Raw genomic sequence first — 26,484 nt, 5'->3', positions numbered from 1 at the left:
GAACATGAAAACCAAAATATCCGCCGCGGCCGCAGGGCTGCTTGCGTGCGCCGCCCCCGTTTTTTCGGCGGACGACGCGCGTCCCAACATCGTTTTTATCCTCGTTGATGACCTCGGCATTTCCGACATCGGCGCGTTTGGCGCGAGCTTTTACGAAACGCCCAACATCGACAATCTCATCGCGCGCGGCATGCGCTTCACAAACGCCTACACACCCGTGGCGATCTGCGCGCCCGCCCGCGCCTCCGCCATGACCGGAAAACATCCGCTCAAACTCGGCATGTGGAATCACTATCATCACATGCCCGACAATTCCATAACCGTCGCCAACCGCCTCAAGGACGCCGGCTACGCGACGTGGCACGTCGGCAAATGGCATTGCGGAAGCCCCGCCAACAAAACGCTTCCGCACGATGTCGGGTTCGACGTCAACATCGCCGGCTGGGAGGCGTGGGCGCCCGCGTCGTATTTCTGGCCGTATAAAAAGAACCGCAACCGTCCCATCGAAAAAGTGCCCACGCGCTCCCGCGTGCCGGGCCTGGAGGAAGGCGGGCGCGAGGGCGAATACCTCACCGACAGACTCACCGACGAGGCGCTCCGGCTCATCGAAAAGCATGACACAAGCGCCCCGTTTTTCCTCAACCTGTGGCATTTCGCCGTGCACACACCCCATCAGGCAAAGCCGGAGAAAATCGAGAAATACAGGCAAAAGGCAAAACGCCTCGCCGGCATGAACGAGGAGTATTTTTACGACGCCAAGGGCACGCGGTATTTTGAAAACCCGGCCATGGACGACCGCTGCGCCATTTACGCCGCCATGATTGAGAGTGTCGATGAAAGCGTGGGACGCGTCGTCGCCGCGCTCAAAAAGAAGGGCGTGTATGAAAACACGCTGATCATTTTTTACTCGGACAATGGACCACTGACAAACTGGCTCATCAAGACCCCCTATCGCGGCGGAAAAAACTCGACCTATCAAGGCGGCATACGAATGCCCGCGTCGCTGACATGGGAGGCGAAAATCAAGCCCGGAGCGGAAAACCACAGCGAGATCAACATCTACGACCTGCCCCACACCATGCTTGCCGCCGCCGGAACCGCGTTTCCTGACAGTCACGACGGCGACGGCCTTTCGCTGCTCCCGCTCGCCTTGGGCACGCAGGAAAAACTCCCCGCGCGAACCTTCGTTTGGTATTTCCCCAGCACCCGCATGCACTGGGGCCAATACGCAAGCGCGGCCATGAAAGACGAGGACAACTGGAAATACCAAATGCTCTTCAACGGCGAGGGCGACGAGCTCTACAACCTCAACATCGACCCGCGCGAATCAAACAACCTGGTCAAAAAATATCCCGAAAAAGCCGCGCAGATGGAGAAGAAATTGCGCGATGAATTGAACCGGTATTATGCCGGTATGCCCAAGCCCGACGAGATCTACATCGAAAACGTGGAACGCCGGCTCAGGGGCGAACCCGCCGCGAGGGTTCAGGACAAAAACTACTGAGCCCCTTATCTCCACCGTGCTATTTTAGACAAACAACATATAAACCATTCCCCATGTTTTCCATAGACCGTTCCTCAAATTCCATAAAAGAAATTCCATCTGTCTCCTTTTCGGAGCTTGGATTTAGGGAAAGACAACACCTGCAAGAATGGATAGCGAACCAACCCAGCGCCCTCGGCGAAAAATTGCTTATTATACAAAAGGAATTTGACGGCTTTGATGACACCAAGGAACGGCTTGATTTGCTGGCCATTGATGAAAATGGATACTTGGTCGTAATTGAAAACAAACTCGATGACTCTGGAAGGGACGTCGTATGGCAAAGCCTGAAATACGCCTCTTACTGCTCGACCCTGGGCACATCGAAAATAGTCGAAATATATCAGGATTATCTGGAACAATCCGGCGACAAATCCTCTGCCAAAGAAAAAATATGCGGCTTCCTTGGAAAAGATAATTTTGATGAAATCACACTAAATCCAAAAAGAACCCTGCGAATAATACTGGTGGCGGCACACTTCAGAAAGGAGGTCACCTCAACGGCGCTATGGCTCTTGGAGCACCAATTGAAATTGCAATGCTTCAAGGTTACGCCGCTGCGCCATGGGGATTCACTTTATGTGGATTTTGAACAAATTATTCCGCTTCCAGAGGCGCAGGAATACATGATCGGAATTTCCGAAAAGGAAAAAGAAGAACAAGCGGTTGAAGAGCGCCAGGCTCGCAGGCATGTATTGCGCAAAGAGTTTTGGACCAAAACACTGGCCGCCTTGGAAAAGGCAAGAGTCGCACTTTATAGTAATGTCAGTCCGAGCAAAGACTCGTGGATTAACGCAGGCGCAGGCATGGCCGGAATAAGCTATCTCATGTTTTTCGGACAGGAAGGCGTGCGCGTGGAATTCACCATTGGACGCAAGGTTGAAGCAAAAAACCACGCCTTATTTGCTTATTTGGAGGGAAAGAAAACCAAAATCGAGGATGCCTTTGGGGCACCGCTTCAATGGCGCATGCGCGACAAAACCGGAGCCATCGGCTATGCCAAATCTGTGAATGGCGAAGGCTATGATCGCGAAAACTGGCCTAAAATGATCGATTGGCTAGTTGTTCATATTCGCAAATTGGAGGATGTTTTCTCCAAAGAAATCGACGGCATGCGCGATTTGCTCGAAACGCAGTTTCCAAAGGAATGATATTAAAAACTTAAGCAGTATTTCATCGGCGCGCTCGGTGAGTATTCCCTATGGGCGCACGATTTTTATGCCCGCGGGGGCGTCGATGGTGGTGGTGATTTTTCCGGAGGCGTCTTTTTCATGCCTCACTTTCAACACGCCGAGCGGAGTGGGATATGCGCCCTCGGCCCAGTCGAGGTCGCCGAGGTGCGGGGCGATTTTTATCGTTTTGCAACCGGGTTCCAGCACCTGGATTCCAAGTATGTGCGCGCTCATCCACGCGGTCGGGCCGGACGCCCAGCCGTGACAAAAACTGTGCCGGTATCCGGGATAACAATAGGCGCCAAAATCGCCGTGAATGTCCTTCTTTCCGGGGGGCGTGAGTTCGTCGAGACGCGCGGCGTTTTTTGTCCATTCGAGATCAAAATCCTCCCAGAAGGTCGTGGCGCCCATGTCGAGCATGCCGCCCCAGTAGGCGCGAATAATGTCAATCGCCTGCCGGTGCTGCCCGGCGAGCGCCTGGGCTTCGAGCATGTAATAGCCGTAGAAGGTGGAGAAGTTTTTCGGGCCGCCGACAGACACGACCTCGTCGCACGCCTTTTCCGGAGGCAGGATTCCCGCGAGCGCCATGAGCGCGGCGGCTTGCTTGAGATTGTTGTGATCCTTGATTGAGCGGTTCAGCCGGGTGGTGATGGCCCCGGTTTTTTTGATGTATTCCGGCTCGTCGAGCCAGGCGCAGAGTTTGGCGGCGTGTTGCATGGCCCAAACCATGAGGGCGCGGCAGCCGGCCTTGACGCCTTCCGCGTTGGGGCTGGAGGGCCAGTCGAGGAATTCGCGGGTCTTGGTTTTTTCAATGCCGTTTTCGTCGATGTGACGGTCGATTTGGTCGATCAGTCCGAGGATGTAGCTCCTGTGTTTTTGCATGAAGGCGAGGTCGCCGTTTTGCATATACCAGTCGTGATGGATGATGAGATACCAGAGCGAATAGGTGGGGATTTTGTTCATCCAACCGGGAAGGGGAAATTGCGCGCACGCGAGGTCGAGGCTCTTGGGAACGGTTTCGTTGTCGCCAAAGACGGCGCGGATGGAGGAGACCTCGGGGTGCATGTCGCCGAGCCAGACGAGCCGGTCGCGCTTGATGCCGTCCCATAGGTATTCCTGCATGTTCAGGTGCACGGTGTAGGCGCCGGTGAGCCAGATTTGGTCGAGGCGCGGGTCGCTGCTTTTGAAGGAGCCGAGGTAGGGAATGTCGCGATAGCGGAGAATGGCGCGCGCCTCCTTGATGTGGATGGCGGTGTTTTTTTGGAGGAGGTCGATGCGCACAAAACGAAACCCCGTGTTGCCGATTTCGATCATGCCGTCGCGGGGGATTTCCATGACGATGTCGCGCTTGGCGTGGTCGTCGGTGGAGCGGCCGACCATCCATTCGCTGTTGTTGGTTTCGCTGTTGCACTCGCCGACCGACTCGCCGAAGCGAATGCGCACGAGCGAGGGTTCGCGGCGCGCTGAGCTGCCCATGACGAGTTGCAAGCCGCCGTGGATTTCCCTGCCGTAGTCGAGGAGGATGGACGCGGTTTTGGTGCCGGTGCTTTTCATCACGCACATGTTGCGGCGGCCAAGCACGGACTGGCTGTCGCCCCGCCGGAGGAGGACGGCTTCGTTGGCAACGAGTTTTTCGCCGCCGTCGTTTTTCCACACGATGCGTTGCGGCGAAATGAGTGCGCGGGCGAGCGTGTCCTTTTGGGTTTTGCCATCGTATTCGGGACCGAAAACAGGCGGGAGCGCCAAGGCGGTGTTTTGCACCGCCGTGGCGAGGGTGAGAAGCAGGATGGCTGCCGCAAATTTAGGGAGCATTTTCATGCAGGATTTTTGAAACGCCGGAAGCTGCGCGGCGAGCATTATGGTTTTCGTGGTTTTCGGCCCAGCCGGAGGCTTCGCCCTGCCAGAAGGAGTAACAGTGCGGGGATGAGGAACAGCGAAGGCGCGCCGCCACCGCCACCGCCGCCGTCGGAGCTTGCGGTGTTGACGGTGAGCGTTGCGGGGTTGCTGGTTTTGGAACCGGCGGGATTGGTAACGACAACGGTGTAGCTGCCGGCGTCGGATTTTTGGGCGTTGGTTACCACAAGGTTCGCATTAGTCGCGCCGGGAATATCCGTTCCGTTTTTCTTCCATTGGTAGGTCAGTCCAGCGCCTGTCGCCGTGACCGTGAATGTCGTGCTGTCACCCACTTTGATTGTTTTTGACGCGGGTTGCGTTGTGATGACCGGCGCGGCGAGTTCGCCCACCGTCACCGTGAACGCGCCGGAGGTCACGATTTCGCCCGTGGCGGCCGTCAATGCCACGGCATACGTTCCGGCGTGCGTGTCCTTGTCCGCGCTGGTCACGGCGTAGGTGGCGGAGGTCGCGCCCTCGATGGCGCTGTTGCCGCGATACCATTGCCATGCGTCGGGTGTGAAGCCGGTTGCGTTTGCCGTGAGCGTGAAGCCGCCCATCGCGGGCACATTGGCGCTGACGCTGGTCGTGCCCGAGCCGACGCCGGTCACGGTTGCGCTGATTGCGACGGTGCCGTTGAACGCGGGAGGCGTCACCGAGCTTTGGCCCGCGGTGTTGCCGGCGTTCGCCGCGATGAGGGTCGCAAGCGTGTCGACGGGAGTGATGACGTGCGAATACGCGGGGACAAACACCGCGTCGGCGCCAGTCGCGGTCGTGCCGGTGGTCGTGGTCGTGTCATTGCCCGAGGCGTGCAGCTTGCCGGTGGGCTCTGTGGTGAGCGGGTTGTTGGTGCCTTCGTAGAGGTTGTTGACCGAGAGGATTTGCGCGCCCGCGCCAGCAACGGTCGCGGTGGTGTTGCCCGTCGCGGTGATGTAGTTGTTGAACATGTAAACCTGCGCGTTGGTTACGCGTGGCATGTCGGATTTGAGTCCGTCATCCCACAGGTTGTTGTGCAGGAGGATGCCGGTGGAAGCGCCGGCGTTGGCGATTGTCATGGCCGAGCCGCTGCCGCCCGTTGCGGTAAATTTATTCCATGAGAAGGCTATATTGTCCGATTCGCCGGTGATGGAGACGGGGGCGTCGGTGAAGGAGCAATGGGAAACGTCCACGTCGTTCGCGCCGTTGATAGTCAGCGTGCCGCCGGTGAAATTGACGCCTGTGATGACGGCGCCGCTCGCACTTTCCGGGATGGTAAGGTTGCCGGTGATGGTGGAGTTGGCGTCCGCGCCGACGATGGTCTTGCCGGGGGCGAGCGTCGCGCCGCCGACCAGCGAAAGGTCAACCGTGCCGCTCACCGTGACGGTTCCAGTGCCGGGTGCTTCGAGTTGGTTTTTGAGGGTTTGCGCATCAGCGACCGCTTTGCTGGTGACGGTGAGGATGGCGGTGGCGCTGGTGGCGTCCGGATTGATGCCGTTTGAGGCGACGCAGCGGTATTGCATGCCGTTCTGCGCAGTGGTGGCGGCGGCGGCGGTGTAGGCGGCAAAAGTCGCGCCGGAGATGTCGCCCCATGTGTTGCTGCCGGCGGGCGCGGACTGCCACTGGAAGGTTGGCGTTGGTTTGCCGGTGGCGGCGACCGTGAAGGTGGCGTTCTGGCCTTCGATGACACTTTGATTGGAAGGCTGCGTGGTGATGGCAGGCGCTTGGTTGACGGTGAGCGTGGCGGCGGCGCTGGTGGCACTGCCTCGCGCGTTGGTTGCAACAAAGCGATATTGCACGCCGTCCATCGGGGCGGTGGCGGTGAGTGTGAGCGCGGTGGCGCTGGCTGCGGAGACATCGGCCCAGGTGGCGCCATCGCCGGAGGACTGCCATTTAAACCAAGGAGCCGGGGCGGCGGCGGCGGCGGCGGTGAAGGTGACTGACTGGCCGGCATTCGCAGTGGCGTCCGCCGGGTGCGCGGTGATTTCGGGCGAGGCGAAGTTGGCGGGGAACTCGTCGAGGTCGGTGGTGAAGTCGGAGAGCGTGTAGGTTTTTCCGAAGGGGTCGGTGGCCCGGATTTCAATACGGGTGGCGGCGGGGTTCTTCAGGGTGTGGTAATACAGGTGGTTGTTTTTATTGCCGTTGTAACTGTCCGAGGTGCGTCCGAGGACACCCTTGTGATAGCCGCTGGCATAGGCGTCCGATCTTGCCGAGTCTTTTGTCAATGTGCCGGCCTCGACGCCGTCCTCGTAGGCCACAAGCGTCCAGTCCGTGTCGGAATTCCAGGCGTCAACGACGATGACGTTGGAGGCCTTGCCGTAGGTGTATGTGCCGTGGGTGCCGCCGAAGGAGGCGTTGCCGCGATACATGCGCATTTGGTAGGTGTCGCTGTAGCCGGTGGGTTTGTAATACCAATCGTTGATTTTGTTTTCGCTGAAGGTGAAGACGCCGTAGCCGTTTGGCGCTCCGTCAAGATTGACCAAGGAGTTCCACCATGCGCCGCAGGCGCCTCCGTGGATGTGCTCGTAGCCGCCGGGCACGGCGGTGATGCGGACGTTTTGATGATAGTGGGTGTGCCCGGCCATGAAGTGGACGCCCGCGAAGCCTTTTAGGAGGTTCATCACCGCCGTGTAGTTTTTGATGGTGGTGGTGTTGCGAATGGGGATGTGATAGGCGACGATAAGGAACTTGCTCTTTGGAACATGGAGCAGGTCCTGGCGGAGCCACTCGACTTGTTCGTCGGTGAAGCCGGCGTCATAAGACTGGCTGGCTTTGTAGATGACGTTGTCGAGGCCGATGATGTGGACGTCGCCGCGGTTGAAGGAGTAGTTGGCCGGGCCGTAAGTCTCCTCGTATTCCGCGCTGGAGGCGTAGTCGTCGGAAATAGTCTGATCGTGGTCGTGGTTTCCGATGACGCCAAAGTGGGGGATGCCCGCGAGATTGGTGGTGTCGCGGATGGAGCCGAGCAAGGGCAGGCTGTCGTAGCAAATATCGCCGAGGAGGATGGCGTAGACCGGCAGGGTGGCGGTTTTGCGGAATTGGATGAGGTCGGCAATGGTTTCGTTTTTGTAGCGGGCGAGATTGCTGGTATTTCTCACTTGGGGATCGCCGACGCCGAGAAGGATGAAGTCCTTTTCGGGCGCGGGAAGTCTCACGAGGTCGAAGTCATAGCGCTGTTGGCTGTCGGAGAGCTTTGCGTGAAACAGGGCCATGCCGGGCTTGGCGGGGGTGCCGAGGGTGTTGATGGCGTAGTTTTCAGGCGTGGAATAATAGACCACGCGGGCCTTGGTATTGCGTTTCATTTGGTAAACGCCGTTGGCGTCGGTTTTGACGCATGAGTATCCGTCGCTGACAACAACGCCTTCGACGGGCGCGCCGGTTTCATCCATGATGGAGCCGTAGAGATCGTTTCCGACTTCGGGGATGATGTCTTGGTGCCCGGTTTTCCAACGTGCGTAGAGAATGTGGCTGGTTGCGTCGGAAGCGACCATGGTGCCCGAGGTGACTTGCGTGCCTCCGGTGGGAGCGGTCCACCAGCCGTCGAAGACGGTGCTGCCGCGCACGGGTGTCGGGAGCGCGCCATAGGCGGTGTTTCGCTGGATGGCCTTGCTGGCGGGGGAAACGGTGCCGCCTTGCGGGTTGAATGTAACGGCGAGGCCGGCGGGGACGCCTGTGCCGTCGAAAGTGGCGGTGTTGCTGCCCGCGACAGTGATGCGGGCGGCGATTTGAGCGGGGGTGGCGGCAACGGGCGCGGCGCCATTGATGGAAACATAAGTGGCATGCGTGCCGGAGGCGTCGCCATTAATGATGAGTTTGTCGCCGGCGGCGCCGGGGGCGGCGCTTTCAAGGGCGAGGATGATGGTGCCGGAGCCAACGAGAGTGAGGGCTTCCGCAGTGTGATAACCGCCGACGGTGGAGCCACCAAGGTCAAGGACGGCGGTGTTGATGAGGTTGCCAAGGGATACGGCGGGGGTGGCGACACGGAGCGTGCCGGACTCGATGGTGGTGTCGCCGGTGCGCGTGTCAGCCGCGGCGAGAACGAGCGTGCCGGCACCGCGTTTGACGAGCGATTTTCCATCCCAGCCCGAAGTGAAGCGGGCCACGCCAGTGCGGTCGGCAAGCGGGGTGTCGATGGTGAAGGTCTTGCCCGCGTCAACGGTGAAGGCGCCGTGGGCGTTGGCGGCAGGGGCATTCCATGCGAGGAAATGGCCGACGTGGTATTCGCTTAAGTTAAGAACATTCCTCCCGAGGAAGATATAATCGGGCAGACCAGCGGTGCCGGTGAAGGCGGGTGTGATTGTGGCGAAGTCACCCGTGATGCCGCCGCCGGCGAGCAGGACGAAGGCTGACCGGAGGTCGCCGGACTTGTCGGCCGGCGTGGAAAAATCCCCAACGCCTTCGAGTCGGAGCGCGCCGCCGAGCGCGGCGGCTCCGGAGATGGTGACGCAAGGGGTGGCTCGCGCGCTGTCGAGCGTGACGGCAAGCGAGGATTGGGCGTTTTGGGAATAGTTGCCGCCAACGAGGACGGCGCCGTCGGAGATGATGTGAAGATGGGCGTCGCCAAGCTCGCCGAGGGCGAGGTTGCCGCTGATGTCGAGAAGCCCGGCGACGCTGGCGGTGCCGGTGGAATAGACGCCGGCGTTGTTGCTCTGGCCGGAATTTGCGCTGGCTGCGGCGCGAAAATCGCCGCCAACAGTGACAGTGCCGGTGGGGAGAATATTGAGAATCCCGGTGCCGACGTTGCCGGCGGCGGGGGACACGGTGGGATTGCGCCCAAGGTAAAAATGAGTCTTGTTGGTCCAGAGTCCCGCGACGGTGGCGGTGCCATGACCGCTATTTTGGCCGCCGAGGGATGAGTAGGTGCCGACAGTGACGGTGCCTGTTTCGGTGATATTGAGCGTGCCGGATCCCTGATAGCCGACTTGGAAGGAGGTGCCGACAGCCCATCGCCCGGAGACATCGACATTGCCGCGCGAGTTGGCGCTGGAAGCGACATGAACGTAGGTGCCGGTGCTAAAATAACCGTCCACAATAAGCGTGCCGCCACTGGGGCCGTCGGTGGGACTGCCGACGGGGTGCTTGGCGTTGAAAACCTTATACTGGCCGATGATGGTGTGGCGCCCGGCGGTGGCGGTGCCCGTTTGTCCAACATGAAGATGGCCCGCGCCGGAGCGCCCGACAATGAGGGTGGCGTTGTTCTGCAACCAAACGCCGTTCACAATGGCGGTGCCGGAAGCATTGCTGTGGTAGTCATCGGTGGATCCCCGTCCAAGGTGGCCGAGGGTGGTTTCGGTGCCGCTGAAGGCGACGGTGCCGGTTTGGGCGATGACGAGGACGCCGGAAGCCGATGTGTCAGTCGCTGTTTTGTTGTTTCCCGTATAGCCGATGGAATTGATTCCGGTAGTGCTGTCGACTTGGATGAGGCCGTTGACGATGAGGGTGCTGGATGTGTTGAGGGAGTGGCCAAGGCGAAAATAGCCGCCGACGTTCCAAGTGCCGTCGATGATGGCAGTGTTGTAGGCGGGGGCAGGGGCGGCGTTGCGTCCGAACCAAGCGTTGGCGGTGTTGGTGAGCCCGGCGCCTTTGGCGAGGTGGAAGGTGCCCGAGCCGTAACTGCCAACGTAAAAGGTGTAGGCGCGAACGGAGCCGGAGCTGAGGATGGTGAGAGAGCCGTCGCCTCCAGTCGGGACGGGGTAAAGCGCGCTGGTGCCGCTGACGCCGCCTATGGAAATTTCGAGGTTGGTGTTGGTCCACGTGCCGGAGACGATGACGGCGGCGTTATCGCCAGCGGCGAGGCCGATGTTGGTGTCGTAAACGGTGGCGTTGTCGGTGATGAAAACGGTGCCGCTGGCGAGGTTGATGGTATCGCTGTTGGCGCGGGTCGCGGCAGTGGTGAGCGCGGCGCTGGAATACCAGTTGTTGTCGGTGATGGCGCCTGTGCCGCCGCCCCAAAAGACGTCGGCGGCGCGGGTCGCGGGCGCGAGTGCGAGCGCGAGGATGGAGGCAATGAGCAGTGCGGGGGTGTTTTTCATGGGATAGTGTGGGTTGGGTGTGGGCGGGCGCGCCTTGCGGGCGCCTTGATGGGTTTGTGAAAGACTGTTTGCGCGCGTTTGCCTTGGGAACACGCGCGAGAGGGCGCGTGCGGGGCGCGCCCGTTCGGTTCATTTCCCCAATGTCCGCTTGAGCACGGGCAGGAGGACTTCGGCCTGGCGATACATGCCGAGGTCGGTGGGGTGCGAGCTGTCAACGGTGCCTTCGTCGTCGTCGCCGAGCAACTGGCCGCCGGTGACGTAGGTGATGCCCTTCACGCCTTCGGCAGTGAGGCTGTCATAAACGGAGCGCAGCGCGGCGCGGGCGGTTTCGTTTTTCTTGAACTGCCGGGGCAGTATCCACGCGTTCGCGTAGCTGCGATCCTCCATCAATATGATCGGGGTCGCCGGGTGTTTTTTGCGGATGGCGCGGATGCAGTTTTCCGTGCGCTTGGTGATCTCGTCCGCGGCGAGCGAGCTCATGTTGGGCAGGCAGTCGAGAACGAAGACCGAGGCGTCGATTTCCGCGACGAGGCCGGCCATCGCCGGTTCCATTTTGCCGTTGCCGGAAAAACCGAGGTTGATGACGGGCGTGTCGAGCTTGCGTCCGAGTATTGCCGGCGTAGTCATGCCGGGACGCGACGCGGAGCAGCCATGCGCGATGGAGGTGCCGTAATAAACGATCGGCTTGGCCTGGGGCGGCGCGACGGGTTCGAGCGAGCTGCCCTCGGGGACGCCGATTTCGACCGAAACGGTGTTGTTGTAGAGCGGCAGATAGAGCATGTAGTCGCGCCATTCGGGGGTCGCTCCGTTGAGGATTTTTTCCTCGTGGATTTTGTTCTTGGGTTTCGACGAGCCCGCCCAGCGCCACTGGCCGTTCGGAGCGCGCGCATACAGGTCGAGACCGCTGACGCCGGTTGCGGTCATGTGCGGTTTCGCCAACTCGCCCGAGACTTCGTGACGCGTGTGGATCACCGGCGCGTTGGTTCTGAAATAGACAACGAGGCCCGCCGAGTTGCGAGAGAGTCGCCAGACTGCCTTGGTGACCTTGCCCTCTGCGCGTTGAGGGAGGCGCGAGTAGTGCGAGGGCGTGTCGTCCCAGGCGCGGCCGCCTGGTTTCCACTGCGCGGCGTCGTGCCACACGATTTCCTTTTGAGGCGCTTTTTTGGGCGCGTCCGCGGCGAAAAGTCCGGCGGCGGAAAACAGCAGCAATGCCAAAAATACGGGCAGCGCGCTCATGGAATGGAATAAGCGAGGCATGGGTCTAGGGTTTTGCATAGGGCGGCTAAAAGGGGGAGAAGGTGATTGGATAGAAATCCAAAGCCCAAGACTCAAGAATGAAAACTCATATTATTTTTACGCCCTCCTGATTTGGCGGCATCCCGGGCAGGCCATCATCTTGCGCGAATGGCCTTTAGCGGCACTTAACGGCGCCAACACGCAACCATCCAAAAAATCCCTTGTCTCCACGGCTGTTCTGCGGCCATGTAACAGGCTGCGTTTTTCGCTTCTCAAATTTATCTCACCATGTCCTCCGCGGCTTATTTTCCCATCCTCGTCCAAATCTGCCTCGCCATCGCGCTCACGGCGGGCGTGCTCCTCACCTCGCAGTTGCTGGGACAGCGCGCGCGCAGAAACGCCATCAAGGACACCCCCTATGAGTGCGGCGTCAAGTCGGACGGCAACCCGCACACGCGTTTTTCGGTGAAGTTTTACGTCACCGTGATGCTGTTCATCCTTTTCGACATCGAGGTCGTTTTTCTCATCCCCTGGGCGTTCATCTATCGCGATTTCCTCGCCAACAACATTGAAATTGTCGCGCCGATCCTGGTTTTCATCGGCGTGATCGTGCTCGGCCTTTTCTACGAGGTGAAAAAGGGCGCGCTTAAATGGGAAAAGTAACACGGCCCGTCCGCCCTCCCCTCCCCCCACTAGATTCATTCCATGCGGCTAGAAAAAATCATCGCCCGGAGCAGAATTGTTGAACTCGGCAGCCCCGACATCACCAGCGCGCTGGAGGAATTGCTCGAGGTGTCCATCAGCCGCTTCCCCAACCTGAAGCAGGAAGTGCTGCTCAAGGGCCTGCTCCAGCGCGAGAGCACGATGACCACCTATCTCGGCAACGGCGTCGCGCTCCCGCACGTGCGCGTGAAGCTCGGCGGCGAACGCCGCTACATCCTCGCAGTGGGCCGCAGTGTCGCGGGCATACGCCACGACGGCACGAAGGCCGACGAGGCGATCAACCTGATCTTCATGCTCCTTGCGGATGACCGCGCGCGCGACTACCTGCAGGTGCTCGCCGCCCTGGCGCGCATCATTGACGACGCGGATTTCGTAAAAACGCTGCTCACCGCGCCCAAGCTCGACGACGTTTACGAACGCCTCTACTCGGCCTTCGGCGGCATGACCGCGCGCCCCGTGCAAGTGCAGCAAAACAGCATGAACCGCACGATGATCGCCGAGGCGGAGCGCGTCGCCAAAGGCACGGCGTGCGGCATGATCATGGTGTTCGGCGACACGTTCAACAGCGGCGTCGAGCTCGGGCATTGGTCCTCCAAGGTCAAATCGCTGCTTGTGACTCGCAACCTGGTCGACTCCTCGCAGGCGCAGGGAAAATTCGCCGAGGTCATACAAGTGCGCTCCTTCTCAAGCCAGCGGCTCGCGCAACTGCGCAGCGCGATCATCGTCGGGCTGACCCGCGGCATCATTTCATTCGACGACCGCATCTGCTGCCTCGCGGGACTGACCGGCAACAACCAGTTCGACACAATCGTGGTCGTCGATGTGGGGCGCGAATTCCAAACACTGCTCACGCAAAACACCGACCTGCTGCCCGACGACGTGAAGCCCGAGGTGTTCGAGCGCGTGATCGCCGTCGCGAGCGAACTCGCCATCGAGGGGCGCGAGGGCAAGCCCGTGGGCAGCCTCTTCGTCCTCGGCGACAACGCGCACGTGGAAAAACTCACCAAGCCGCTCGTGCTGAATCCATTTTATGGATACAAGGAGGAGGATCGCAACATCCTCAACCCCTTCATGGACGAAACCATCAAGGAGTTTTCGTCGATTGACGGCGCGTTCGTGATCCGCGGCGACGGCGTGGTCATCTCCGCCGGCAGCCTGATCCAGGCGGCGGACAACGGCCACGCGCTCCCCGGCGGCCTTGGCGCGCGCCACGCGGCCGCCGCGGCGATTTCGGTCGCCACCAACTGCATCTCAATCGCGATTTCGTCGAGCACCGGCCAGGTGACACTCTTTCGCCGCGGCGTCATGCTCACGCTGATGGAAAAGGGCAAGATGGCCAAGGTCTAAGGGCTTCCGACGAACTGCGGCAAGGGCCGGGTCGCCGGCAGGCGGACGGCGCGGCGGTTTTGCCGTTCCGCGCACGGCGACGTTCTGCAAACCGCCGCGCCCGGCCCTCGGAAAAAAATTATTGCCGGAATATTCGCCCATCGAACGGCGGCCATTTTGCATGCGCATCCCATTGCAATTTCGTGACTTTGCGCTTTGTCAAAAATCCGTGTTTTTCACACCCCCCAAAAAACAAAACCTTGAAATCCTTGCGCCACCCCCATAACCGCTCGCCTCTTAAAACATCATGAAGTCACTCATCATCGCGGAAAAGCCCTCCGTCGCCGCCGACCTCGCGCGCGCCCTCGGCAAGGTGCCCAAAAAGGGCGATCATTACGAAAACGACCAATACGTCATCGCCTCCGCCGTCGGCCACCTTGTGGAACTTCAGATGCCCGAGGACATTGATAAAAAGAAATACGGCTTCTGGCGCCTCGAAACCCTCCCCATCATTCCCAACCGCTTCGAACTCAAACCCATCGACAAAACCAAGGACCGTTTCGGCGCCCTCAAAAAACTCCTCGCCCGCAAGGACATCGACGAGGTCATCAACGCCTGCGACGCCGGTCGCGAGGGCGAACTCATCTTCACTTATATATACCAGCTCGCGAAATCCAAACTCCCCGTCCGCCGCGCCTGGATGCAAACCATGACGCCCGCGGGCATCCGCGCCGCCTTTGAGGAAAACCACCTGCGCACCGCCGAACAAATGTCCGGCCTAGCCGACGCCGCCCGCTGCCGCTCCGAGGCCGACTGGCTCATCGGCATCAACGGCACCCGCGCCCTCACCAAGCGCATGTTTGGCAAACGCGCCGGCAACGTCGCCAGCGTCGGCCGCGTGCAAACCCCCACCCTCGCCCTCGTCGTCGCCCGCGAGCTCGAAATCCGCAACTTCGTCTCCCGCGACTACTGGCGCATCACCGCGCAATTCGGCATCCCCAACGGCTCCTACGAAGGCGTTTACCAACGCCCCGGTTACAAGAAAAACGACGCCGATCCGCACGACCGCATCGACCGCCTCTGGGACAAGGCCGACGCCGAGGCCGTCCTCGCCGACTGCCTGGGCAACCCGCCCGCCGCCGTCACCGAGGAGAAAAAAGCCGCCACGCAAATCGCCCCGCGCCTCTACGACCTCACCACCCTCCAGCGCGAGGCCAACAACCGCCTCGGCCTCTCCGCGCGCCGCACGCTCCAAATCGCGCAGGCGCTCTACGAGAAGCACAAGATGATCACCTACCCCCGCACCGATTCGCGCGCGCTCCCCGAGGACTACATCCCCACCTGCAAAACCACGCTCCAGGCCCTTGAGGGCAACCTCGCCCCGCACGCCCAAAAAGCCCTCGCCGAGGGTTACGTGCGCCCGAACAAACGCATCTTCAACAACGCGCAAATCTCGGATCACTTTGCCATCATCCCCACCGGCTCCGAATACAAGAACCTCGACGACATGGAGGCCAGGGTGTTCGACATGATCGCCCGCCGCTTTGTCGCCGCCTTCTATCCCGTCGCCGAATACGACGTCACCACGCGCATCAGCACCATCGCGCAAAAGCACAACTTCAAAACCGAGGGCAAAGTCCTCACCAACCCCGGCTGGCTCGCCGTCTACGGCCGCACCAGCATCGACGAGGAAAACGCGTCCACCTCCGACTCCCAATCCAAAATCCAAAATCCAAAATCCAAAATCGCGCCCCCTCTCCCCGCGCTCACGCCTTCGGATAATAACCAGGCCAAAACGATTTCCACACAACTCCACGCCGAAGCCACCAAGCCGCCCCCGCGCTACACCGAGGCCACGCTCCTCTCCGCGATGGAAAGCGCCGGCAAACTCGTTGACGACGAGGACATGGCCGACGCCATGAAAGAACGCGGCCTCGGCACCCCCGCCACCCGCGCCGACACGATCGACGGCCTCATTTACCAAAAATACATGGAGCGCAACGGCCGCGAACTCTCCCCCACCCCGAAAGCCGAGGGTCTCCTTGAGTTTCTCTCCGTCGTCGGCGCCGAGGCGCTCACCAAGCCCGACATGACCGGCGAGTGGGAATACAAGCTCCGCCTCATGGAGCACAACAATTACACACGCGACAAATTCATGCGCGAAATCGTCGATGTCACCAAGGGCGTCGTCGAACGCACGAAAAACTTCGAGGAGGACGAAACCACCGCGCGCGTCACCGACATCATCTCCCCGACCGACAACCAGCCGATGAAAGAAACGCTCCGCGCCTACAAATCGCAGGACGGCGCGCTCGCCATCTACAAAGTCATCACCGGCCGCAAAATCGAGGAGGACGAAATCCGCCAGCTCGTCGCCGCCGGCGAAATCGGCCCGCTCGACGGCTTTGTTTCGCCCCGCACCGGCAACCGCTTCCCGTCGAAACTCCGCATCATCGACGACCCGAAAAACGAAGGCCAAAAAAAGGTCGAGCTCGATTTCGGCAACAAAGTCGATCTCGCCGCGCTCACGCCCGTCTGGACCGACCCGAAAACCGGCGAGGAACTCTGCGAAGCGCCCACCAACTACATCCTCCGCCGCCGCAACGAAAAAGCCGACGGCGGCTGGGAGCAGACCTTCTCGGTCGGGCGCCTCATGTGCCAAAAGCCCATCGAACTCGACCAAGCCATCAAGCTCGTCACCGAGGGCAAAACCGACCTTATCCAAGCCTTCATATCGAAACGCGGACGCCCCTTCGACGCGTATCTCCTGCGCAAAGGCGCGCGCATTGCATGGGAGTTCCCTCCCCGCGCCCCGAAAGTCGGCAAGGACGGCAAACCCGTAGCTCGCAAAACCAAGGCTGCGCCCGACCTCACCAAAGCGACCAAAATCGGCGACAGCAAGGCGCACGAAGGCGGCACGCTCTACGAAACGACGGACAGCTACATCGTGGCCAAACCCGGCGCGAACGACGAACCCCGCATCGTGTTTGAGTGCAAAAAGAGCATCTGCCAAAAAGACATCGCCCTTAACGACGTTCAGCAAATGCTCGCCGACGGCAAAAGCCCCTTAATTGAGGGTTTCGTGAGCAAGCGCGGCAGCCAGTTCAACGCCTACCTGGTATTGTCCAAGGACAAGAAAAAAGCCGATTTCGAGTTCCCGCCGCGGTAAAATCGCAAAGCCGGGGCAAAAAAGATTCGGTGGCTTTTTAAAGAAACACCGCGAGTCATGGGTGCGGAGAAATCTTCAAGATTTCGCGCACCCGTGCGCACGCAGTCAGCCGTCCCCCCTTTTGGGGCAAACGATGTTTCTTTTTTAGCCCGAGTTCGTCAATTGGAGAGAAGTCTGGAAAAAGTTTCATAGGAGGGCGCGTTTTTCGTGCGCGGCTCTTCATAGGGGAACCGTTCGCCGGAGTGCTTGTAGTGCCGAACACCCCATTGATGCCCGAAGGCTTTTGCGTGATACTGCGTGCATGTTCTTGCGTCGCAAAACCAAATCGTGCCGTGGAGCAGGCTACAGTTACTGGCACCTGTGCGAAACGGTGCGCACCGCGCGAGGCCCGCGCCAGCGCATCGTCGCCTCGCTCGGCAAACTCGACGAGCGGGACGCGTCCGCTATTCGCGACTCGTGGGACGAGCTGCCCGCGTTGTTGCGTGGCGAACACCCCGCCGTCAAGCCCCGCGAGCACACGCCCCCGCTACCCGGCTTCGCCCCTTCCCAGTCCGCCGCCACCGGGCCGGACGACGCCGCGCCGGCCCCCGGCTGGGAACTCGGCGCGCTTTCGCAAGTGCGCGTGGAGCGTTGCCGCGACTTCGGCGAGTGCTACCTCGCGCTGGCCCTCTGGCACCGCCTCGGCCTCGACGAGTTGCTCGCCCGACTCCTTCCCCCGGGGCGCGAGTCGGTCGGCTGGTCGCACACCGCCGCGCTACTGGCCGTCGCGCGGTTTTGCGCGCAGCGCTCCGAGCTGGGAGTGGCCGAGCAGTGGTTCGACTCGACCGCCCTCGACGAGCTGCTCGGCATCGACACCGCGCAAGTCAACGACGCGAGGCTCTACCGCGCGCTCGACCGGGTCGGCAAACACAAGGACGCGCTGTGCTCTCACCTGATGGCGCGCTACCGCGACTGGTTCGGCGTGCGCTTCGAGTTCGTGCTCTACGAGGTGACGAGCACCTGCTTCGAAGGCGAGTGCGCGCGCAACCCGCAGGCGCAACGCGGCTACTCGCGCGACCAGCGCCCCGGCAACAAGCAAGTGTGCATCGGCCTTGTGTGCACGCCCGAGGGACTTCCCTTGTCCTTCGAGGTGTTCGCGGGCAACCGCAACGACGCGACCACTGTGGTGGAGATAGTCCGCGCGATGGAGGAAAAATACGGCGCGGCCAACCGCGTTTGGGTGATGGACCGGGGCATGGTCAGCGAGGCCAACATCGAGTTGCTGCGCGCGAACAAGGCGCGCTACCTGGTCGGCACGCCCAAGAGTTGGCTCAAAGCCCACGAGCAAACACTCATGGACAACGACAACTGGACGCAAATCCGCGAAGGCCTGGAAGTGCGCCTCGTGGAGCAGCCCGGCGGCGAGCCGGGCGAGCGTTACGTGTTGTGCCGAAGCGAGGCGCGGGCCGAAAAAGAACGCGCGATGCTGCGACGCCAAAGCGAGCGGCTCACCGACGAACTGGTCAAAATCGACGCGTGGCTGCGACGCTCACCGCAAGAAGACCACGAAACGGTGGGCCGGCGCATCGGCAGACACCTTGGCAAAAACCCCGCCGCGGCGGCGATCATCGAGGCGCGAGTTGAGCGCGACGCGCAAGGCCGGGCGAACGCGCTTTGCATCAGCAGCCGACTGGCGGAAGGGAGCAAGGCGAACCGTCAAAAAGGCGCGTATCTATTGAGAACCAACTGCGAGGAAACCGACCCGGCGTAACTCTGGAGGTGGTATATCCAACTCACACAGGCCGAGGCGGCGTTTCGCACAAGCAAAAGCGACCTCGGGATGAGGCCTGTTTTCCATCACAAACAGGAGCGCGTGCAAGCGCACATCCTGGTGTGTTTTCTGGCGCTGGCGATGTGGCGCTCGCTTGAGCAATGGATGGGCGCCAAGGGCCTCGGGACAAGCGCGAGGCAAATAGCGAATGTAGTGCCGAAAATCGCCCCTTAAATCGCGCAACCCATTGATTTGCAACACAAGCGTTTTTCCAACTGACGAACTCGGGTTAAGGGGTTATCCCTAATTAACTTTAGATATGTTGTAACTTATTGATTTCAAAATAATTTTGTTAAAATGTCCAAAATTGATCGACTTGCGTAATTTTTTCATTATTCATTTGATACCAATATATTACGCAAACATTCAATTTTAATTAGGGATAACCCCTAAGCAAGTCACGAGTGTTTTTTTCGGACTGGAGAAACTACGACAACGAAGTTCGCCCTCATCGATCTCTGGGCTTGCTCAGGCCGAGTAACTTTGCCATGACACCGACTTAACAAGGTTCTGACTGCGGTCGTCCTATGCCCCCCTCCGCCAGAACCTTTCACAGATAATCACAAACAATGCATCGGAGATTGCTCACCCATTTCTGGACTAATTGGGGAAGACCAACCAGCTGGATAGTCACGATTTTACGTTGCAGATCCAAACACTTTGACAACAATTTTTAAATGAAAAACACATTCCTTCTCAAAAAACTAACTAGAATTTTTCCCCGCATCCTGCCAATGCTATTATTTGGATTAGGAATTTTGTTAACAGGATGCGAAAAAAAACCTGCGCAAAAAGCATCGGAGGAAGCGTTGCCAACCCTGGTGATAGCGATTAATGCAGGAGACGAAGGAGCCGCCATTGCATCGATGGCCAAAAAGTATCCTCATGCAAAAATTGAAATTGTTGAATTAGCTTATACGACATTGAGAGAAAAGCTTAATTTAACACTTTCTTCCTCACGCTCCGTATATGATGTTGTGCTAATTGATGATCCATGGTATAGTGAACTTGAAAGTAAGCTTGCGCAATTTTCAGGGATTCCTCCCGCGTTGGAATCGGATCTTATTCCAGCATGTTTGGCACTTGGTAAGTCAGCACAAGGACAACTTAAGGCCTTACCATTTGTGGGAAATTGTCAGCTCCTATTTTATCGTAAGGATTTGCTCAATGAATGGGGCTTGAACGCTCCGCCCACCGATTGGAACACTGTTTTGTCACTAGGCGGTAAAGTGAGCGGTTCAGATTCAAACGTTTATTGTATTCGTGGTAAATCTGGTGCACCGTTGGTCTCCGATTTTCTACCTATATTATGGGCGACTGGAGCAGATATTTATGATGGTGAACCTGCCTATTCTCGGGCATCGATGAATACCCCATCAGCATTAGAAGCACTGAGAACATACAAAGAATTGATGCGTTTAAGTCCACGAGGTGGATTGAATTATGATTGGACGGAAATGACAGCCGCTTTTATTAAAGGAAAATGCGCTTTGGAACTCAATTGGCCAGCTGCGGTTAAAAATATAGACCGGGAAATTACTCGTGATACAAATGGAGAGAGAAAATGGGGGGTTGCGCTACCTCCTAGAGGAAGGGCGAAAACGACATCGATGTCAGGTAACTGGCTGCTTGCAATGCCTGCGTCGTCCAAGTCTAAAGGAGCATCGGAAAAGTTCATTTTGTGGCTCATGGAGAACCAAAACGAAGCGGCTCAGTTTGGTAATCCACCAACAAGAAAAAGTGTATTTAAAATGCTTCACGAAAAAGATCCGAATGCATATTTTTATTATCCTACACTAGCAACTGCATTAGAGAATTCTACGCCTCGTCCAAGAACTGCACGTTGGAGTCGCATGGAAGACGCAATTTCTATTTATTTAACAAAATTCTTATCACACGAGATTTCAGAAGATAAAACGCTTCAAGAACTCAACAATGCACTCCTTGAGATTAGTAAGAACTAGTATATAGATCCATGCGCAGCTTAGAAAGAAACCTACCAAGTGGAGAAACTACGCAGGTAGGCATTTTCATTCGATCACTTTGCATGAGCTTTGCCATTATTCTAGGTGGTATTGCGCTACTCTCCTTCATATTTCTTTTTAAAAGCATTGGAGATTTTCCCAGTGATTTTTTCACACTTACAAAGCGCCTTATAGAGGACGATCGCCTTGGGCGTGCATTTCTTAACACCTCCGTAATAACAATTGTTTCGATCGCATTGCAACTCTTGCTGGGATTGCTAATGACGTTATGTATCGGATCTCTTTCAAAGGCAGCAAAGGTTTTCCTGATTTTGCCTGCTTCGCTTCCAGCGTGGACCGCAGCATTGAGTTTCTATTTGCTATGTTCCCCTGGCATAGGATTAATCTCATTAATAGGGGTAGGTGACCAACACTTGTCCTTTCTATTTATCGATCAGATCGGCATTTGGGGAACGATAATAGCTATTGATTCATGGCAATGGCTTCCTCTTACATTTTTAGTGCTTTCTTCTCAGCTAGATAACCTTGATCCTGCACATGTCGCCATTGCACAACTTGAAGGAGCTTCTCGCACACGTATACTATTCTCTGTCCTCCTTCCCCATCTTAAAAATACGTTTTTAGCACTGATAATTATTCGCGGATTCGATCTAATTCGAATTTTTGATATCCCAGCCATATTGTGGGGAGCAAGCGGCGCGAATCCTAAAGCAGAAACAATCACAATGTATCTATATCGTTTGATGTTCCAAGATGGGAACAGTTCCTATGCCGCCTTTATTTCTTTTGTCTTATGTGTGCCATTAGGGTTGGCGTTGACATTATGCAGAAAAACAATTAAAGATATTTTTTTAGGAAAGCTATACAATGTATAATATATCATTTCGACCTCGTTCTAATCCGTTTTTTATATATGGGATAGTTATAGTGTTTTTCTTTCCAATTGCATGGGTTATTTTTTGTTCGATGCGGAGTGATGCTTCGTTTTTTAGTTCTTCCCCAATAGGGTTATTGGACATATCATTAAGTGAGGCCATTAAGCGGTTTTTGTCCGACCCTAAATTGTTCTCATCGCTAAGAAATTCCATTCTCATATCAATTTTTTCCGCGACAACATCCGTCATAGGAGGGGGGGGTATTGCACTTATTCTCTCATTACCGATACGCAAGATGTCTTCATATACAATTGGTCTTATTCTAGGACTCCGTTTTTTACCACCAGTTATCTTTATACCATTTTATTATATTGTTCTGTCAAAATTGAATCTCATCAATACACTATTCGGCCTAATTTGTGTATATACATTTGCGTTCACAATTGTGGCTGCGACTTGTCTTGTTCCTAGCTTTCTCGCACTAAAGAAAGCCCATGTCTCGCAGGCACTCTTAGAAGGTGCCTCCACTTGGCAAATTTGTTGCAGGATTATTTTGCCTCAGGTTCAGTCGGGATTAATTGTTTCTTGGTGCTTTGCGTTTATGAGTTGCTGGAACGAGCTTCTTTTGGTTTCCTTTTTGACTGAAACTCCAAAAGCGCAGGGAATTTCTGTTTATTGTTTTTCGTCAATCGGACAATTCCGCATAGATTTTCAAGGCTTATGTATGGGCGGCGCACTCTCTCTCCTCCCTTGTCTTTTGGGAGTTATTTCATTTTCTTGGTTTTTGTCACGTCTTAGCAAAGTTGAAGCAAAATAGTCATGCCTGAACAAGTATCAAAGACATTCCTTACAGTTGAAGGTGTCACAATTCGCTATGAAGGTGGCTTACAGCTTTTTCCCGAAATGAATTTTTCGGCAAATAAAGGTGAGCTTATCGGAATTTTGGGCCCATCGGGAGTAGGGAAAAGTAGTTTATTGCGTGTTATTGCAGGTCTTCAAGCAGCATCAACTGGAAATGTTAAAGTAGATGGACGTTGTGTAACTAAAGCTCGGCCCAAAGATAGAGGAGTTTCGATGCTTTTTCAAGATCCAGTCATCTACGAACATATGTCTGTTTTTGAAAATATTGCGTTTCCCTTATATTGTCAAAACAACTCCCTGAATGTGATTAATGAGTCAGTTCACAAAATTGCGAAGCTATTGGAGATTTCAGAACTTTTAACAGTATCACCAAAACGGCTGAGTGGAGGTGAACGTCAGCGCTTGGCCTTGGCTAGAGTTTTTGCATCTAATAGCAGGTGTGCGCTGTTAGATGAGCCGGTAAAGGCTGCATTCGAGCCTGCAATGCGGGCAGCTATCCGCCGGCATATACGCGACCTGCATTTGGTGCGCGGAGGGGTCACGGTGATTGTCTCGCATGAGCACCAAGAAATAGTTGAAATTTGCGATCGACTCCTTTTTATTTTTCCGGATGGTAGTTACTGTATTTCCCCAGAAGAAGCCATTGCGCACCCTCCAAACGAATCTGTTGCGCGATTTATGGATATTGGGAATATTGTAAGCGCACAATTAGACCAAGAAACAGAGTGCTTAATTCTTGATAGCGGAATGCGATTGAAGCTTTCCACTCCAGTGGGGCAAAAAAACATTTGGAATGACAACCATAAACATATTTGGTATATACCACCTAATGCTTTGACTGCAAAAAAAGGAATAACCTTTCACATAGAGACTTTGGCTTGGACGGCAATCGGACCGATTGTGACACTTTGTTCCAAATCTACAAATAGCATAATAAAATTAAAAATGTCTGGATCCATGGAAATGAAATATAAGGCAATCGAAATTTTCGTGGATGGAAGAAAAATTAAAAAAATCGGATAAAAATGAAAAACACTCAAGATAGTGTGGATGAACTTAATCAGGCGTTGAATGATGCCGCGGCTTTTAATTATGTAAATAATTCACTGCGTATTACCCTTAGGGAAATTGGACATAGTCGGATGTTAATAGAAAATTTATTGGAATTGCTCGAAAAGCTAAAACCTCTGCACAAAATTCAAAAAAACTTAAAGGCGTTACATATCGTAAATTGCTTTCACCGTATTTTCCGAAAAGAATTAGATTTTATCTATAGGAATAGATATGAGGCCCATCGGCACGAATTTTTTTCAAAAAATGTTTTTCCTTTTATAAAAAATAAAGAGCCTCATGTAGTTGATTTGGGATGTGGACGAGGATGGGTCTCAAAATGGATCCACGATGCTAAAATTACTCAGTATGTCACAGGTATTGATGCTGTCGATTTTCAAGCCGACTGGAAAGAGGTAAAAGCGTCAAATGGCCTTGGATTGGATTTTAAACAAGTGCCAGTAGCAAATCAAAAACTTTGGTTCAAAGAATATTTAAAAAAATTATCACAAAAACACGCACCAGTATCTATGATTATTTGCAACTGGGTGTTCCATCATTCAACGGATCAAGAATTAAGAAAGACGTTTGAAGCGTTAAGGGACTCGGTAAAAGTTGGAACAAAACTGCTTGTCATTGAGGATGCTTGCGATTTAAAGGTTAAGCCTAAGCATAATAATTCCAATTTATATGAATCTTGGTGCATGCTTGCTAATGAAAATTTAAAACATTATAGCCGTTCTCAGTTTCATGCGCAAGCGATACTTGATTTCGTAGCTGTCCGATTGCTGGCTCGTTATAGTGCTGTAGAAATGTGCTTTAATTATAAAACAACATCGGATTGGATTCATTTGCTAAAACTATATGGATTTAAATTTCAGAGGAAAAATTTTATTGGATTCCCTAAGTTTCGCGACATTGCAGTGCCTCAATCAATAATTTTATTCGTGAAAGCACTATGACCTCAAAAAAAACTAATACAGGTAAATCAAAAGAATTTCATTGGACTGCAATCAAAGCATTCCAAAATCCTAAAAAATATATTCGTGAATTAGGATTTGTTCCTACTAAAAATGCATCTAAAAAAATGGAATGGCTTGATTCAAGAATCAAGTGGATTTTTATAAAGAACCGCAGGAGCAAATATCTAGTTGTTTTGATTGTTTGTATTTTAGGCGGATTTATACCATATTTTTCTCACAGAGTGGTAAATTGTGAAATCGCACCTAAAAATATTCGCGACTTTTTTTTCCCACAAGATACGTTCACGTTTACAAAGTCTTGGGCCGAACCTAAATGGTCCATGCGGACCCCTATACCGGTCACAACACATCCCAGCTTATGGGACCCCAATGCGGCTGCTTGGGCCGGAATTGTTGTAGGCCTTGTTATGAGTGCTCTCGCTACCCGTGCGGCACAACGTTCAGAGCTTTTCCGCGTTTCATTTGAGCGGAGAAGGGCACTTAATGAAGATTTAGTCCGGGAAAAAACTAAACTCATGCCCCTAGTAAGTGGCGCAACAATTATTACGTCTGGACAACATATCAGTGGAAATTCTACTCCAGAACAAACTAGGGATGAAGATGAGTTTGTGAGAATAATGTATGTTTTTAGTGAGCTCGACACACTTGAATTCATGTATGAAAATTATCGTGATGGCTTATTGAGTGAGGGAAAGCATTTCGTTCGGGCGTGTTTAATTTTTCAATCACGTTGTGAAAGTAGCAAATTTAGGGATTACGTCGAGGGATGTCTAGTAAACGGGCGATATTCGCGGCAAGAATTTATTAATGGAGTAAAAAGCATACTAGAGAATTTTAAGAGCGCACCTGCGGGGAACGGTTTTCCTGTAAATCACGCCTGAATTTATTCATGAAGTCGAGAAGGAGAGAATCGTGTAGGTAGTGGACACTTTTGCGTAGTAGGGTCTTAGCAACTTGGAAGAGTTAGGGTAGTGTCCGTCAAGGGGGCTGTTGCCCAAAGAATGAAAACGGAGGTAGTGTCCGTCAAGGGGGCTGTTGCCCAAAGAAGATAACGTCCGGAATCTTGCGCACATTTTTTAAAGCTATAGCAGCGGGGGACTACTCCCGATGAACCAAAAAACTGAAAACCCAGATGAAGGCGGCACCGAGGCCGTCGGCAAAGCGCTGTCTGGCGGAGTGATCCGCGTGGACGAAAGCATGATCAAAGGCCACCTGGACAAGGTGGTGCTAAGCACGGTGGAACAAACGCTCAACGCGATGCTCGACGCCGAGGCCGAGCTGCTATGCAAAGCCGGACGCTACGAGCACACCGAACAACGCGCCACGACCCGGGCGGGCCATTATGAGCGGCAATACCACACCAAGGCGGGCGAGGTGACGCTGCGCATGCCCAAGCTGCGAAAACTGCCCTTTGAGACGGCCATCATCGAACGCTACCGGCGGCGCGAAAGCAGCGTGGAGGAAGCGCTGGTGGAAATGTATCTGGCGGGCGTGTCAGTGCGCCGCGTCGAGGACATCACCGAGGCGCTGTGGGGCAGCCGGGTGAGCCCCTCGACACTGAGCGAACTAAATCAGAAAATCGCGGTGCAAATTGACGGCTGGCGCGCGCGGCCAATCGAAGGCGGGCATGTTTACGTCTATCTCGACGGCATCTGGCTGAAGCGCAGCTGGGGCGGCGAAGTCAAAAACGTGAGCATCCTTGTGGCAGTTGGCGTGAACGCCGAGGGCTACCGCGAAGTGCTCGGAGTCGAGGAAGGCACAAAAGAGGACAAAGCCTCGTGGCAAAATTTCCTGCGACGCCTGAAAGAACGGGGCCTCAAAACCGCGAAACTATTTATCTCGGACAAGTGCCT

General features: G+C 55.5%; 16 protein-coding genes. 13 read left to right on the top strand and 3 right to left on the bottom strand.

All coding sequences use genetic code 11. The annotated features are described in order from the left end of the window. The first annotated feature begins 4 nt into the window (after positions 1-4). Positions 5-1,504, top strand: a complete 1,500-nt coding sequence (locus M2447_RS09205; protein WP_277558371.1) for a sulfatase — start codon at positions 5-7, stop codon at positions 1,502-1,504. A 53-nt stretch (positions 1,505-1,557) separates the two neighbouring features. After that, the gene (locus M2447_RS09200; RefSeq protein ID WP_277558370.1) at positions 1,558-2,694 is read left to right on the top strand and encodes a DUF4268 domain-containing protein; all 1,137 of its coding nucleotides are present in this window, start codon (positions 1,558-1,560) and stop codon (positions 2,692-2,694) included. Positions 2,695-2,742: 48 nt separating this feature from the next. Here the strand turns inward: M2447_RS09200 and M2447_RS09195 are convergent, their stop codons facing one another. From M2447_RS09195 to M2447_RS09185, 3 genes are all read right to left on the bottom strand, one after another. Further along, positions 2,743-4,527, bottom strand: a complete 1,785-nt coding sequence (locus M2447_RS09195; protein WP_343215390.1) for an alpha-L-rhamnosidase C-terminal domain-containing protein — start codon at positions 4,525-4,527, stop codon at positions 2,743-2,745. A 44-nt stretch (positions 4,528-4,571) separates the two neighbouring features. Then, the gene (locus M2447_RS09190; RefSeq protein WP_277558368.1) at positions 4,572-10,613 is read right to left on the bottom strand and encodes a calcineurin-like phosphoesterase C-terminal domain-containing protein; all 6,042 of its coding nucleotides are present in this window, start codon (positions 10,611-10,613) and stop codon (positions 4,572-4,574) included. Between the two features lie 129 nt (positions 10,614-10,742). Then, positions 10,743-11,849, bottom strand: coding sequence for an SGNH/GDSL hydrolase family protein (locus M2447_RS09185; RefSeq protein ID WP_277558367.1), 1,107 nt, complete (start codon positions 11,847-11,849; stop codon positions 10,743-10,745). Positions 11,850-12,137: 288 nt separating this feature from the next. Here M2447_RS09185 and M2447_RS09180 point away from each other — a divergent pair, with 288 nt between their 5' ends. The 11 genes from M2447_RS09180 to M2447_RS09130 all read left to right on the top strand — a co-directional run. After that, entirely contained in the window at positions 12,138-12,512 is a 375-nt protein-coding gene (locus tag M2447_RS09180; RefSeq protein ID WP_277508722.1) for an NADH-quinone oxidoreductase subunit A, read from the top strand. 42 nt (positions 12,513-12,554) lie between these two features. Continuing rightward, a complete protein-coding gene (locus M2447_RS09175) occupies positions 12,555-13,919 on the top strand; it encodes a PTS sugar transporter subunit IIA (RefSeq protein WP_277558366.1) in 1,365 nt (454 codons plus the stop codon). A gap of 286 nt (positions 13,920-14,205) precedes the next feature. Then, positions 14,206-17,067: a type IA DNA topoisomerase gene (locus tag M2447_RS09170; protein ID WP_277558365.1), complete on the top strand. Its 2,862-nt coding sequence runs from the start codon at positions 14,206-14,208 to the stop codon at positions 17,065-17,067. A 301-nt stretch (positions 17,068-17,368) separates the two neighbouring features. Further along, on the top strand, positions 17,369-18,817 hold the full coding sequence (locus M2447_RS09165) for an IS1634 family transposase (RefSeq protein ID WP_277558364.1): 1,449 nt from the start codon (positions 17,369-17,371) through the stop codon (positions 18,815-18,817). Positions 18,818-19,554: 737 nt separating this feature from the next. Continuing rightward, the gene (locus M2447_RS09160) at positions 19,555-20,841 is read left to right on the top strand and encodes an extracellular solute-binding protein (protein ID WP_277558363.1); all 1,287 of its coding nucleotides are present in this window, start codon (positions 19,555-19,557) and stop codon (positions 20,839-20,841) included. Between the two features lie 83 nt (positions 20,842-20,924). Beyond that, the gene (locus M2447_RS09155; protein ID WP_277558362.1) at positions 20,925-21,737 is read left to right on the top strand and encodes a sugar ABC transporter permease; all 813 of its coding nucleotides are present in this window, start codon (positions 20,925-20,927) and stop codon (positions 21,735-21,737) included. 295 nt (positions 21,738-22,032) lie between these two features. After that, positions 22,033-22,554, top strand: coding sequence for an ABC transporter permease subunit (locus tag M2447_RS09150; protein WP_277558361.1), 522 nt, complete (start codon positions 22,033-22,035; stop codon positions 22,552-22,554). A 2-nt stretch (positions 22,555-22,556) separates the two neighbouring features. Next, entirely contained in the window at positions 22,557-23,621 is a 1,065-nt protein-coding gene (locus M2447_RS09145) for an ABC transporter ATP-binding protein (protein WP_277558360.1), read from the top strand. 2 nt (positions 23,622-23,623) lie between these two features. Further along, complete coding sequence (locus tag M2447_RS09140; RefSeq protein WP_277558359.1) at positions 23,624-24,610, top strand: class I SAM-dependent methyltransferase; 987 nt, start codon at positions 23,624-23,626, stop codon at positions 24,608-24,610. Continuing rightward, complete coding sequence (locus M2447_RS09135) at positions 24,607-25,512, top strand: hypothetical protein (protein ID WP_277558358.1); 906 nt, start codon at positions 24,607-24,609, stop codon at positions 25,510-25,512. The genes M2447_RS09140 and M2447_RS09135 overlap by 4 nt, the downstream gene beginning before the upstream one ends. Before the next feature lie 283 nt (positions 25,513-25,795). After that, on the top strand, positions 25,796-26,484 hold a 689-nt coding region (locus M2447_RS09130; protein ID WP_277558431.1), incomplete at its 3' end, for a transposase.

Origin of the sequence: Ereboglobus sp. PH5-10, from assembly GCF_029504735.1 — a bacterium.
In the GTDB taxonomy this organism is placed as follows: Bacteria; Verrucomicrobiota; Verrucomicrobiia; order Opitutales; family Opitutaceae; genus Ereboglobus.
Note: the sequence above shows the minus strand (reverse complement) of the source record. Positions and strands in the feature narration are given on the sequence as shown.